Origin of the sequence: Maritalea sp. S77, from assembly GCF_049801075.1 — a bacterium.
Taxonomy (GTDB): Bacteria; Pseudomonadota; Alphaproteobacteria; order Rhizobiales; family Devosiaceae; genus Maritalea.
The window spans coordinates 882,790-896,359 of sequence record NZ_JBNAGG010000001.1; the positions used below are offsets into that span (position 1 = coordinate 882,790).

Consider the following 13,570-nt stretch of genomic DNA (forward strand, 5'->3'; position numbering starts at 1 on the left):
GTTCCTAAAAACGAGATGGATTAAAGGGAGTTAAATCAAGTAACGGGGTTTGCCCCTCGATCAATTCGGCCATCAGCTTGCCCGTGGCAAAGCATTGGGTGAGCCCCAAATGGCCGTGGCCGAATGCGTAGCTGACATTGGGCGTGCGGGCGCTTTTGCCGATGGCGGGCAATGTGTCTGGCAAGGAGGGTCTAAAGCCCATCCATTGGGTGCCCTGCTCGGTTTTCAAGTCTGGCAAAAAGCGCTTGGCTTTTTGCAGCATGATTTCAGAGCGTTTGAAATTTGGCGCGGCGTCCAGCCCAGCAAATTCGACGGCACCGCCGACACGGATGCCGGTGGAAAGCGGAGTCATAACAAAGCCATGCTCGCCAAAGATCAATTGACGCTTCAGGTCGAACGCGTTGACGGGTAAGGTGGTGTTGTAGCCGCGCTCGCTTTCGAGCGGGATATGGTCGCCCACTTGCTTGGCCAATTGATTTGACCACGCGCCAGCGGCCACCACCACATGATTGCCGGAGAGCATATCGCCATTGGTGAGCATCACCTCGCCCGCTTTTGAGATAGCTTTGACCTCTTGTTCGACTAAGTTGCTGCCATCCTGTTGCACCATGCGCCAAAGTGTTTGGGCAAATTCGAACGGGTCATTGACCGTTTGCCATTTCGGAATGAAAGTGGCGCGTTTGATGTGGTTGGAGAGGCCCGGCTGCAAGTCAGCCAAGCGGGTGGCGTCCAGATGTTCAAATTCAATGCCAAACTCCTGCCGCGCTTGCCAGCTGGATTGGCTGGCGGCAAATTCGCGTTCGCTTTCATAAAGGTGTAGCGCGCCATCAGTGCGGATTTGATTGCCGATCTGCGGGATCTGCGCCATGCGATCGACTTCGCTGGCAGCCAAATCGAGCAAAGCGGATTGCGCAACGATAGATTTACGATATTGATCCGGCCACGAGGCGCGGAAGAATTTGAGCAGATAAGGCACAATATTGAGGGCATATTGCGGGCGTACCGATAGCGGCCCTAACGGATCAAGCAGCCATTTCGGCGCTTTGCGTATGATCCCCGGCGAGGCCAGTGGGAAAATATCGGCCAAGGCAAAGGCCCCGGCATTGCCAAAGCTGGCTTCTTGCGCCACGCCCTTGCGATCCACCAAAGTAACCTTGCGCCCGGTCTGCTGCACATAATGGGCGATGGCCAAGCCAATGATGCCGGCGCCGATAATAATCACATCATGTTTGGGTTGCGTGGCCATAAGCGCCTCTAAAAAATTGAAGAAATGCCCGGCGACGTGCACCGCCGCCGGGCGCACACCTTATGGGAGGGTGTAAGCTGTTTTAACGGTGGTGTAGAACTCCGCCGCGTAAGTGCCCTGCTCGCGTGAGCCAAAGCTGGAGCCTTTGGTGCCGCCAAATGGCACGTGATAATCCACGCCCGCAGTAGGCAAGTTCACCATCACCATGCCGGCTTCGGCATTGGCTTTGAAGTGTGACGCGTGTTTCAGCGATGTGGTGCAGATGCCGGATGACAGGCCGAACGCGGTGTCATTGGCCACGGCAAGCGCCTCATCATAATCCTTTACGCGCACGACGCTGGCAACGGGGCCAAACACTTCTTCGCGGTTGATGCGCATGTCGTTGGTGGTTTCAGTCACCAAGGCAGGCGCCAAGAAGAAGCCTTCTGTGTCGCGGTTCAAGCGCTGACCGCCGATGACTTTGCCGCCATCTTTCGCTGCGATGTCCACATAATCCAGATCTTGCTGAAGCTGCTTTTCGTCCACAACCGGGCCGATGTGGGTTTCTTTGCGCAAAGCATGGCCCACATTGAGGTTGTTCAACCGTTCTTCAACAGCCGCCACAAATTTGTCGTGGATGCCTTCGGTCACGATCAAACGTGATGAGGCGGTGCAGCGTTGGCCAGTTGAGAAGTAAGCACCATTTACGCAAGCATCAACAGCGATGTCGAGGTCTGCATCGTCCAGCACAACCATTGGGTTTTTACCGCCCATTTCAAGCTGCACTTTTTTCAGCATCTTGCCGCAATCGGCCGCGATGGCACGGCCTGTGCCGACAGAACCTGTAAAGCTGATGGCGTTGACTTTTTTCGAGCCGATCAATTCTGGCCCGACAACGGAGCCGCGACCAAACACAAGGTTGAACACGCCTTCTGGTAAGCCAGAGCGGGAGATAATGTCTGCCAACGCATGGGCGCAGCCGGGCACCAATTCCGCAGGCTTCAACACAACGGCATTGCCGAAGGCCAAAGCGGGCGCAATTTTCCATGCGGGAATCGCGATGGGGAAGTTCCACGGTGTAATCAGGCCGACAACGCCAATTGGCGAACGGGTAACGTCTACACCGATACCGGGACGCACAGAGGCGAGAATGTCGCCTGTTTGGCGCAAGGTTTCGCCCGCGAAGAATTTGAAGATTTGGCCTGCGCGTGCGGCTTCGCCAATACCTTCAGGCAAGGTTTTGCCCTCTTCACGGGACAGCAATTCACCCAATTCAGCCTTGCGCGCCAAAATCTCACTGCCGATAAAGTCCAGCACGTCAAAACGTTGCTGCGGCGTGGATTTTGCCCATTGTGCGGCGGCGCCAGAGGCCGCGTCGATTGCGCGAGCCATATCATCAGCGCCACCCACGGCGGCATGCCCCAAAATATCTGAGGTGTCCGATGGGTTCACATTGGGGGTGCTGTCAGATGTTTCATGCCAGGCACCGCCAATAAAGCTTTTATATTCCATTAGTTACTCCAATCTACTGGATCGTGGTTTGGCGTATTTTTTGAATTAGTCGTTGAGGGCCAACACGTCCGGTTGCTGGCTCCAATCTTTATACCAAGCGTGGAACAAAGCATATTGTTGTTCAACGTAATTACGCTGGGCATCCGACAATTTGTCGGTTTCGTTGAAGTGCAGCTCATATTCGCTGTCGCCATTGAGCACCATCAAATGCTTGTAATAAAGCACCAGATCCGCGCCCTCATCGAATGAGGACAAAACGCCCAAGGCTTCGTCCAGCTCATTGGCTTTTACCCGCGCGGCGGCGTCGCCCGTTGCCGCTTTTTGCGACAAGGCGACGAGGTGCAGCACTTCTTTTGGCAAGGCATTGCCGATGCCGGTGATCGCACCGCCTGCGCCGCAATTCACAAAGCCATGCACAACGGTTGTGTCCACGCCGATCATCAACGTCACTTCGTCGGATTGGCTGGTGATATATTCTGCGGCGTAACGCAAATCGTCTTTGCCGCCGAACTCTTTGAAGCCGACCAGATTTTTATGGTCTTTGCGCAGATCGAAGAACAAGTCGGCACGGGTGGCGAAGCCATAATATGGGCTGTTGTAAATCACCGCTGGCAGATCAGGCGCGGCATTCAAGATGCCTGCAAAGTGTGCGCGTTGCGCCGGGATAGATGTACCGCGAGACAATACGCGCGGGATCACCATAAGGCCATGGGCGCCAACTTTTTGCGCGTGGGCGGCATGTTCAGCAGCGATTTTTGAGTTTACCGCACCTGTGCCAACGATGGTTGGCACGCCAGCTTCCACCAAACGGGCCACGCCTGTTTGACGTTCCTCATCAGTGAGCAACGGCCAATCACCCATTGAGCCGCAATAGACAACGGCAGACATGCCCGCCTCAATCAATTCTTTGCCCTTGCGCACCAACGCATCAAAGTCTGGCGTACGGTCCGCCTTACAAGGGGTCATCAAAGCTGGGATGCATCCCGTAAAAATATTCGCAGTCATTGCACCTTTTCCTTCGCAATAGCTATCTCTTGGCAGGGCGATTCCGCCCTGCACATATTCGTTCTGTTGTTCTTATAGAAAACCTATCGCACGTTGGCCAAAAACTTCGCCGTGTGCGCGCTTTCCGGTTTGCCGAAAATCTGTTCGGGTGGGCCGATTTCTTCCATCACGCCTTGATGGAAATAGGCCACGCGATCACTCACATCACGGGCGAAGCCCATTTCGTGGGTGACGCAAATCATGGTCATGCCTTCTTCTGCCAAAAGCCGCATTGTGTCCAACACTTCGCCCACCAATTCCGGGTCCAGCGCAGATGTGGCTTCGTCAAACAACATATATTCCGGCTCCATGGCCAAAGCGCGGGCGATCGCCAAACGCTGTTGCTGACCACCGGAAAGGGCTGAGGGGTATACATCGATCTTGTCGCTCAACCCCACATGTTCGAGCTGGGCGCGGGCAATCTCGCGGCTTTCCGCTTTGGATTTGCCCTTCACAATGCGTGGGGCCAATGCGACATTTTCCAGCGCGCTCAAATGCGGGAACGAGTTCCATTGCTGGAACACCATGCCCATTTTTGTGCGCAGTTTGTTGAGGTCGGTATCTTTGGCATGCACAGACACGCCATCGACCTTCACTTCGCCCTGTTGGATTGGCTCCAACCCGTTGATGCAATAAAGCAGCGTGGATTTGCCAGAGCCGGACGCGCCGATGATGGACAGCACTTCGCCTTTTTTGACATTGAGATCAATGCCCTTAAGCACATGCAGTGCGCCGAAATATTTGTGCAGTTCTTTAATTTCGATCATGACTGCCACTTCCTTTCAAGATGTGCTGCGTAGCGCGAGATGGGGAACGAAAGCGCGAAATAGAACGCGCCAGCCACTGCGAGCACAAGCAAGGGTTGTTGCGTACGCGTGATCAAATCACGCGCGACTTTCAAGAGTTCTGGATGGCCGAGCACAGACACCAGCGCACTGTCCTTCAGCACGCCAAGCGCTACGCCAACCCATGAGGGGAACACGGCGCGCAAGCCGATGGGCCACACCACATAGCGCATGGTCTGCAAATAGCTCATGCCAAGCGACCGACCTGCGCGGCGCATGGGGGCGCCGACAGCCTCAATGCCGCCACGGGCCACGTTGGCCACAAGCGCGGAGGTGTAAACACCCAGAATGGTGACACCTGCCCAGAATGGGCTCACGGCCAAACCGATGACGTTGAACAGATTGTAGAACAACACCAGTTGGATGATCAGCGGCACGGAGCGGAACGCGTCCAGAATAAACCCAACAGTAATGGCGCCGACCACTTTGGATTCTGACAAGATCCAGCCAAAGAAGATGCCGAGGATTGTGCCGCCAGAAATTGAAAGCACGGAAATCAGCAAGGTTTGCCAAGCAGCTTGGGTTAGGAACCAAAGGTCTTTCGGGCCAAAGCCAGAGAAGAATGCGATTGAATCGTTCATTTATTCATCCCTCCCCTTAGTACCGGAACAAACGCCAGGACAGCAGCCTGGAGATACCCAAAATCATTTTCACCATCACGTAATAGATGAGCGCGGTGACCGCGAAATACTCAAAGATACGGAAGGTCTTAAAGGCTTGTGCCTGTGTTTCGCCCGCCAATTCACGGAAGCCGACAATCATCGCCAAAGAGCTCATCAACACAGCCCACACCAGCTGGTTGGTCATGGGGTGATAAACAATGCGGAACACTTGCGGGATGATGATCCGCGTATAGGCCTGTGTCGCTGACATGCCGAGCGAACGCGCCGCGCGCATTTGTGTATCCGGCACCGCCTGAAATCCGCCACGGAAATTTTCCGCCAGATAGCCTGCATTGTTAAAGGACAATCCGGCCAAAACGATCAGATATGGCGTTAAGTGCAACCCAAAGGCACCCAACCCAAATGAGAAGAAAAAAAGCTGGAACAGAGCAGGCGTGTTGCGGGCGGTTTCAACCCATGCAGTGGCGATCCAAGACAGATATTTTGGGCCACCCATGCGCAACAAAGCCAACACCAAGCCAATGCCAATACCAATAATCATGGAGAGTACCGAAATCTGCAACGTGACCAAGCTGGCTTCAAGCAGCTCTGGCAATTTGCGGATCACCGGACGCCAGTGGAACGTGTAATCAAAGTTCACTGCGTCTCCTCCTTTGCTTGTGGTTGGAAGATCTGCCCGCAGCGCATGAGCGTCGCCGCGAGCAGATGGCTTGAATTTCGCTTAGTACATCACGCCAGGGATGCGCAGTTCTGGTGCTGCATCGCCAACATATTTCTGCCAAAGCTCTTCATAACGGCCTGAACGCACCTGATGGGTGATGAACAGGTTGATATAGTTGAGCCAAGACACGTCCTTACGTGGGCCAGCAACTGAGGTGTAGTCTGTGGTCCACGGCATACGCGGGCCAGGCACAACGCTGTCATACTGATCAGTCACGGGCTTCACCGCTGTGTTGGTGGTAATGCCTGCGTCGGCTTTACCTTGTGCCACAGCGAGGAACACTTCGTTTTCGCTCTGATAGCCTTGGTATAGGTTCTCTTCGCCCCACTCTTCAGCAATTTTGAGCCACTCTTGCTCAGGCACCGTACCCACAGCAGCAGCAACGCGTTTGCCCTTCATGTCCTCAAAGCTTTCGATGCCGCTATCTTTGCCGACCACTGCTTGCGCAAAGTAGATCGCGTAAGGAATGGAGAAGCCAACTGTTTTGGCGCGCTCTAGCGAGTCAGATGTGCCGCCGAACACGATGTCTGCGCGGTTGGTGACGATGGCTGGCAAACGCTCTGCCCAAGTCACAGGGATGATTTCCGCATCCACATCGAGGGCTGCTGCCATGTCGTTACAATATTCCACATCAAAGCCTGCAGGCTCATTGTTCGCATCGCGGTAGCCGATGGGTGGAAAGTCCAACACCACAGCACAGCGCAGCACGCCATTGTTAATCACGTCATCCAACTTGTCAGCGAATGCTTGTGGAGCGGCCAACCCAGCGACCATTGCCGCCAACGCAGCTACTTTCAAAAATTTCATAGTTTCCTCCCGGTTTTCGTGACGCAACCACTCCCCGTAGCGCATTGACCAACACCCAATAAGCGGTGCGGCCTTAACAGCAGAGCAGGGACCAAACTTGCGTCTTGCATTTTTCTCTATATCATAAAATTGGATACAATCTACAATATTCTTTATAAAATATGCTATACCTTTGGATAAGTCGGCGAAAAATGCCCGAGGAGCAGGCACTTGCGGAGAAGTCGACAATCAAGGCTTGGCGAAATGGAAGGGACTGGACTATGTTGTCGCAAATTCTGACTTTATGTTTTCTGAGTTGGACAGATTGGACTTATGAAATTTAATGCAACCAATGTGCGCGCATCTGCGTCGGCCGCAGATTTGATTTTTGAAGCGCTGCGCGAAGCGATTTTTACAGGCGAAATTGAAGCGGGCGAGCATTTGCGGCAGGACGCACTGGCGGAGATGTTCAACACGTCGCGCATCCCGGTTCGCGAGGCCCTCTCCCGCCTTGAGCAGCAAGGTCTCGTGAAAACCGAGCGCTATCGTGGCACCACTGTGACTTCCCTTTCCGTTGACGAAGTGCGCGAGATTTTTGAGTTCCGGGCCCTGTTGGAAGGTGAAGTGATCCGCTATGCAGTGGAGAATATGGATGATGCGACGTTGGATGTGGCGCGGCGTGCTTGTGATGCGTTTGCGACAGAAACAGATTCGGCAAAATATGGCGATTTAAACCGCGACTTCCATTATGCGCTTTATGCAAAAGCGGAGCGCCCCTATCACCTCAAAATTGTGAATCAAGCACTTGATCGCATTGAAAGCTATTTGCGGGCGCAATTGGTGCTGACCAATGGCATGGAACGGGCACGCCGGGAGCATTTGGGCATTCTGGAAGCGTGCGTGGAGCGCGATGCCGCCAAGGCTGCGCAATTGACACGCGACCATATTTTGGGTGCCAGCGCCTCTTTGATACAATTTTTGGAAAAACGCGATAGCGCAAAATAAAAGGCGCGTTGAAATAACGCGCCTTCTTTAATTCACTCAAGCCTAAGCCTGATTATGCAACTTGCTCTTGATCGAATGGCTTGTTGTCGCGCAACCATGCCAAAACATGCTCTGGGCTAGACACATCATATGGGTCTGTTGCGCAATCATCTTCAAAGCCTTCTTCTGGGAACCAACCCACCAAGATGCCATCGTCAATGATCGCTGCATAACGCCATGAGCGGTAACCAAAGCCAAGATTGTCTTTTTTGACCAACATGCCCATTTTGCGGGTAAATTCGCCTGAACCATCTGGGATCAAGCCAACATTTTCAACGCCTTGATCTTTGCCCCATTTGTTCATCACAAATGCGTCGTTCACGCTCAAGCAATAGATCGCGTCGATGCCTTCTTCCTGAAACTCACCGTGCAGCTTTTCATAGTTCGGCAACTGGTAAGTTGAGCAAGTTGGGGTGAACGCGCCTGGCAATGAGAACAGCACAACGCGCTTACCTTTGAAATAATCGTCAGTTGTTTTTGCTTCCCAACGGAATGGGTTTGGGCCTTCAATTGACTCATCACGAACGCGAGTCTGGAAAGTCACTTTAGGGAGTTTCATGCCAACATGAGCCATCGTATTCACCTCGATTTTCACAAATTCTTTTGACTATTCACACACATAGCTTCCCTCAGCCGTTTTACGGGCATGCACCTCAAAAAGAAGGATTGGAAAGCAACTATAGAATGCGAACAATTCGCATGAGTGCTGTTAATGCATATTGATGAAACTAACAAGACATGTTTGCCCTTGTGCACCAAAATGCCGCGTTTTCCTGCGAGGCAAACGATTGAATTTTCTGCCGGTTCCAACACAATCCACATCTTGGCAATTAAAAATTTGACCTTTTGATAAAAATAATTCAATCTTTTGAAATCGGATCGCGGTTTTGGGCGGCAAATGCCATGTCAAATTCGGGCGGGCACGTTGAAAAGTTTGAGGAGACTTTGAAGCGATATAGCCACTTCATAATTCGCGGCAAATTAGGGAGGGGAGAACGATGTCTGATCGACAGCCATTGTCGCGCGATGTGCAAAGTGCACGATTAAGTGCAGCAGAATATGATGAGAACTTTTCGGATTTACACGCGCCACTAGATTGGCACGAAGCCAAGGTGGAAGCAGAGCGCTGCTATTTTTGTTATGACGCACCGTGCATGACCGCTTGCCCAACCTCTATCGACATTCCTCTTTTCATTCGACAAATCGCCGCCGATAACCCCACTGGGGCTGCGAAGACGATTTTAAATCAGAACATTATGGGCGGCATGTGCGCCCGTGTTTGCCCAACTGAAACTTTGTGCGAGGAAGTTTGCGTACGCGAAGTGGCGGAAGGCAAGCCTGTCAAGATCGGTCAGTTGCAACGCTATGCAACAGATCACTTTATGGAAAGCAAGCGCCCTCACCCCTTCACCCGCAAAGCAGAGACAGGCAAGAAGGTCGCCATCGTTGGCGCTGGGCCTGCAGGCATGAGCTGCGCGCACCATTTGGCCCGTGAAGGCCATGACGTGACGGTGTTCGAAGCACGCAACAAGCCGGGCGGCCTGAATGAATTTGGCATTGCCAGCTACAAATCGACTGAAAATTTTGCGCAACGCGAAATTGAGTTTTTGCTGGAGATTGGCGGCATTGAAATCAAAACCGGCCAGCGACTGGGCGAAGAGATCGCGCTCGACCAATTGACCAACGATTATGACGCTGTGTTTTTGGGCCTTGGTCTTAAAAACACCAATCGCCTCAACCTTGAAGGCGAAGATGCGCCCGGGTGTGAAGATGCTATCGACTATATTGCGGCGTTGCGGCAGGCAGAGGATAAATCCAGCCTCTCCGTGGGGCGCAATGTTGTGGTGATTGGTGGTGGCATGACGGCCATCGATATTGCCATTCAAACCAAATTGCTTGGCGCAGAGAATGTGACCATTTGCTATCGTCGTGGCCAAGACGCAATGAATGCCAGCCTTTACGAGCAGGAATTGGCGCAAACCCACGGCGTTAAAATCATGCATTGGCGGCAGCCAAACAGCATTAAGCTGAATGAGCAAGGCGAAGTTTGCGGACTTGAAGTTGAAACAACTTCCGACGCAAGCAGCAAGCTTTCCGGCACTGGCGAAATGCAAATCATCCAAGCGGATCAAATCTTTAAAGCGATTGGCCAAAAGTTTGATTCAAGCCTTTTGAGCGACCATCAAGTGGAACTTGAGCAAGGCCGGATCAAGGTGGGCGATACGCGGCAAACCTCGCACCAAAAGATTTGGGCGGGCGGCGACTGCATTGTCGGCGGCGAGGATTTAACCGTGGTGGCCGTGGAAGACGGCAAGATCGCTGCGCAACATATCAATTCAGTTTTACAGGGTTAGGAGGAGAAACATCATGGCTGATTTAACCTCAAATTTTCTAGGCATTTCGTCTCCCAACCCGTTCTGGCTGGCCTCTGCACCGCCAACGGACAAAGCCTACAATGTAGAGCGCGCTTTTGAAGCGGGCTGGGGCGGTGTCGTGTGGAAGACGCTCGGCTCAGAAGGCCCGCCAGTAGTGAATGTGAATGGCCCGCGCTATGGCGCGATTTATGGCCATGACCGCCATTTGATTGGCTTGAACAATATTGAGCTGATAACCGACCGCGATCTTTATGTGAATTTGAAAGAAATCACGGAGGTCAAGAAACGCTGGCCTGATCGTGCGATCATCGTATCGCTGATGGTGCCTTGCGACGAGGAAAGCTGGAAAGCAATCCTGCCGCTGGTGGAAGAAACAGGCGCTGACGGGATTGAGCTGAACTTTGGTTGCCCACACGGCATGAGCGAACGCGGCATGGGCGCTGCTGTTGGCCAGGTGCCGGAATATATCCAAATGGTCACTGAATGGTGCAAAAAGTACTATTCAAAACCCGTGATCGTGAAGCTGACCCCGAATATCACTGACGTGCGCTATCCAGCCCGTGCGGCCAAAGCAGGCGGCGCGGATGCGGTGAGCTTGATCAATACCATCAACTCCATTGTTGAAGTTGATCTGGATAATTTTGCCCCTGTGCCCACCATTGACGGCAAGGGCTCACATGGCGGCTATTGCGGCCCAGCGGTGAAACCAATCGCCATGAATATGGTGTCAGAAATTGCTCGCGACCCCGAAACTGCGGGACTCCCGATTTCAGGGATTGGTGGCATCACCACATGGCGTGATGCGGCCGAATTTATCTCCCTTGGTTGTGGCAATTTGCAAGTGTGTACCGCTGCCATGACCTATGGCTTTAAAGTTGTGCAGGAAATGATCACCGGGCTGAGCGATTGGATGGATGAAAAGGGCATCAACTCCATCGATGAGTTTATGGGCCGTGCGGTGCCAAATGTGACGGATTGGAAATATCTCAACCTCAATTACGTCACCAAAGCCAAAATCAATCAGGATTTGTGCATTGAATGTGGCCGTTGCCACATTGCCTGCGAAGACACATCGCACCAGGCGATCACCAACATGGTGGATGGCAAGCGTCACTTTGAAGTGATTGACGAGGAATGCGTGGGATGTAATCTATGCGTGAATGTCTGCCCGGTTGATGATTGCATCACAATGGAACCCATTGCCGGAACAGACCCACGCACAGGCAAACCAGTTGATCCGGAATATGCCAACTGGACGACCCATCCAAACAATCCCAGCGCCAATACGGAGGCGGCAGAATAACGCAAGATCCCGCCCTAACAGCTGAGCGCCCTTATTTTAAGCGCACAATAGATGGCCGCGAAAAACTTCGCGGCCATTTGGCTATGATACTCTTCTCGATGCTGATCGCCGCCTCGTTTTCGTTCGGCGCCCTGGCAGCGCCGCTTATTGACGCGGGCGCCTTAAGCGCTTCGCGCTTTGTTTTGGCCTCCATCGTGATGGCCTTTATTGCCTATTTCACCCGTGTGCCGCTGACACAAGGCAAAAGATTATTGCCCGCCAAACCCTATCGGTTTTTGATCCTCGGATCGCTGATGGGCGTTTACTTTGTGACCATGTTCGAAGCCTTGCAAATCGCGTCCCCGGTATCGACAGGGGCGGTGTTCACATTGATGCCGATTATCTCGGCCGGATTTGGCGTGGTGTTTTTGGCCCAACGGGTATCGCCACGCATGATGATCAGCCTGACCATTGCGGCCATCGGGGCAATCTGGGTGATCTTTCGCGGTGACTTGGACGCGCTTCTGTCGTTCAATATCGGCAAAGGCGAGGCCATTTTCTTCGTCGGCGTGGTGGCCCATGGCGCTTACGCACCACTGGTGCGGCGGCTCAATCAAGGCGAGCCCGTCGTGCAGTTCTCATTCTGGACATTGGCCGCCTGTGCCTTATGCCTGAGCATTTATGCCATCTATGGCATTATGGAAACTGACTGGCTTAACCTGCCAGCAGTGGTTTATTGGGCGGGGCTTTATTTGACGATTTTCACCACGGCGCTCACCTTTTTCCTCCTGCAATATGCCAGCTTGCGTCTACCTGCATCGAAAGTGATGTCCTATGGCTATTTGACGCCGAGCTTCATCATTTTGATTGAGGGCGTGAGCGGGCGTGGTTGGGTGAACCCAAGCGTTGCCTTTGGCGCATTGGTGACTGTGTTGGCACTTGCCGTCTTGGCCTTTGCCAAGGAGGGGTAGGCGCTAGTCCGCTTTCAACAGGGAAGTGAAAAGCTGTTCCAAATAGGCTTTGGTGGTTTCAAACTGCGCAGGATCATCGATGCCCTGCCCCATCACCACTTTCACCTGCACTTCAAAATCAGCATAATGCTGGGTGGTTGCCCAGATCGAGAAAATCAAATGCCGGGGATCAACTTGCTTGATCCGCCCTTCCTGCATCCACTTCCGCATGATGGCAGATTTGTCCAACACCAATTGGTTGATTTCGCCTTCCAGAATTGGCTTAATGCGTGGCGCGCCCTGTACGATCTCGTTGGCGAACAAACGACTTTCGCGCGGAAAATCACGCGCCATTTCAATCTTGCGACGCACATAGTTCAAAATCTCTTCCAATGGATCGCCATCTTCGGACAATTCGCGCAAGGGTGCGAGCCAAGAATCCAACAAACGCGACAGCAGCGTTTCGTGAATATCTTGCTTTGATTTGAAGTAATAAAGCAGGTTGGGCTTAGACATTCCCGCTTCTTCAGCAATCTGGTCGATGGTGGAGCCTCGAAATCCGTTTTGGGAAAACACTTCCAGCGCAGCTTCGAGAATCTTTTTTTCATTTGCACGTTGAATGCGCGTGCGCCGTTTTGGCGTCTGAGTTCCGGCCCCAACCATCAACAATTCCTTCATTCTTTAAACTTGTCGACACGCTTGTGGACAAGTGTTCATCGGCAATCGCGTTTTATGCGTACCGACTTTCCCGCATTACATAAACTTATCATATCCAAACGTCCAGCGCATATAACCAAGACCTTCGTTTATAAAGAACTCGATGCTCGATCTGCCTAAATCCACCAAGTAAAACAAAGCGATTCCTATTTATTCAACGCAGCAAAAATGCTGTGAACTCTATTGCCAACTTGAACCGACACTTAGGCGAACGCTTCCGGGCAAATCGGTCCAATGATCAACTTCATTTTTACCTGTTGCAACATTTGGATTTATTTGTTCTCGCACCTCAAAAATATCTCGACTCTATCGCGCAATTGCTCAACAGTTTGCGCTTGACCATTTAAATAGACTTGTTAAACTTTGATCAAGCAGTCAATTTTTTGCAAAGTTTTTTTCAACTTTTATGCACCTGATTGAACTGCATCTATTTTTGCGTAAGGGGA

Annotated in this window: 13 protein-coding genes; 4 read left to right on the forward strand and 9 right to left on the reverse strand. The window is 52.4% G+C overall.

Annotated elements, in window-relative coordinates; genetic code table 11:
* Positions 1–4: 4 nt before the first annotated feature.
* From ACP15Y_RS04170 to ACP15Y_RS04200, 7 genes are all read right to left on the reverse strand, one after another.
* Entirely contained in the window at positions 5–1,246 is a 1,242-nt protein-coding gene (locus tag ACP15Y_RS04170) for an NAD(P)/FAD-dependent oxidoreductase (protein ID WP_424981738.1), read from the reverse strand.
* 60 nt (positions 1,247–1,306) lie between these two features.
* Entirely contained in the window at positions 1,307–2,737 is a 1,431-nt protein-coding gene (locus ACP15Y_RS04175) for an aldehyde dehydrogenase family protein (protein WP_424981739.1), read from the reverse strand.
* Positions 2,738–2,782: 45 nt separating this feature from the next.
* On the reverse strand, positions 2,783–3,742 hold the full coding sequence (locus ACP15Y_RS04180) for a dihydrodipicolinate synthase family protein (protein WP_424981740.1): 960 nt from the start codon (positions 3,740–3,742) through the stop codon (positions 2,783–2,785).
* An 83-nt stretch (positions 3,743–3,825) separates the two neighbouring features.
* Positions 3,826–4,548, reverse strand: a complete 723-nt coding sequence (locus ACP15Y_RS04185; protein WP_133572422.1) for an amino acid ABC transporter ATP-binding protein — start codon at positions 4,546–4,548, stop codon at positions 3,826–3,828.
* The gene (locus ACP15Y_RS04190; RefSeq protein WP_133572423.1) at positions 4,545–5,207 is read right to left on the reverse strand and encodes an amino acid ABC transporter permease; all 663 of its coding nucleotides are present in this window, start codon (positions 5,205–5,207) and stop codon (positions 4,545–4,547) included. The genes ACP15Y_RS04185 and ACP15Y_RS04190 overlap by 4 nt, the downstream gene beginning before the upstream one ends.
* Before the next feature lie 16 nt (positions 5,208–5,223).
* A complete protein-coding gene (locus ACP15Y_RS04195; protein ID WP_424981741.1) occupies positions 5,224–5,889 on the reverse strand; it encodes an amino acid ABC transporter permease in 666 nt (221 codons plus the stop codon).
* Positions 5,890–5,970: 81 nt separating this feature from the next.
* Positions 5,971–6,777: a transporter substrate-binding domain-containing protein gene (locus tag ACP15Y_RS04200; protein ID WP_424981742.1), complete on the reverse strand. Its 807-nt coding sequence runs from the start codon at positions 6,775–6,777 to the stop codon at positions 5,971–5,973.
* A gap of 312 nt (positions 6,778–7,089) precedes the next feature.
* Here ACP15Y_RS04200 and ACP15Y_RS04205 point away from each other — a divergent pair, with 312 nt between their 5' ends.
* Entirely contained in the window at positions 7,090–7,761 is a 672-nt protein-coding gene (locus ACP15Y_RS04205) for a GntR family transcriptional regulator (RefSeq protein ID WP_133572424.1), read from the forward strand.
* Between the two features lie 52 nt (positions 7,762–7,813).
* Here ACP15Y_RS04205 and ACP15Y_RS04210 read toward each other — a convergent pair whose 3' ends face one another.
* Positions 7,814–8,374: a peroxiredoxin gene (locus tag ACP15Y_RS04210; RefSeq protein ID WP_208111172.1), complete on the reverse strand. Its 561-nt coding sequence runs from the start codon at positions 8,372–8,374 to the stop codon at positions 7,814–7,816.
* 424 nt (positions 8,375–8,798) lie between these two features.
* Here ACP15Y_RS04210 and ACP15Y_RS04215 point away from each other — a divergent pair, with 424 nt between their 5' ends.
* Genes ACP15Y_RS04215 through ACP15Y_RS04225 form a run of 3 tightly spaced genes read left to right on the forward strand, consistent with a single transcriptional unit; the run spans position 8,799 to position 12,428 of the window.
* Entirely contained in the window at positions 8,799–10,154 is a 1,356-nt protein-coding gene (locus ACP15Y_RS04215; RefSeq protein ID WP_424981743.1) for an NAD(P)-dependent oxidoreductase, read from the forward strand.
* A 13-nt stretch (positions 10,155–10,167) separates the two neighbouring features.
* Positions 10,168–11,478, forward strand: coding sequence for an NAD-dependent dihydropyrimidine dehydrogenase subunit PreA (preA, locus tag ACP15Y_RS04220; RefSeq protein ID WP_424981744.1), 1,311 nt, complete (start codon positions 10,168–10,170; stop codon positions 11,476–11,478).
* Positions 11,479–11,525: 47 nt separating this feature from the next.
* Entirely contained in the window at positions 11,526–12,428 is a 903-nt protein-coding gene (locus ACP15Y_RS04225) for a DMT family transporter (RefSeq protein WP_424982461.1), read from the forward strand.
* A gap of 3 nt (positions 12,429–12,431) precedes the next feature.
* Here the strand turns inward: ACP15Y_RS04225 and ACP15Y_RS04230 are convergent, their stop codons facing one another.
* Positions 12,432–13,070 carry a TetR family transcriptional regulator C-terminal domain-containing protein gene (locus tag ACP15Y_RS04230; protein ID WP_424981745.1) on the reverse strand — a complete coding sequence of 213 codons (639 nt, stop codon included), beginning with the start codon at positions 13,068–13,070 and terminating at the stop codon, positions 12,432–12,434.
* Positions 13,071–13,570 lie beyond the last annotated feature (500 nt).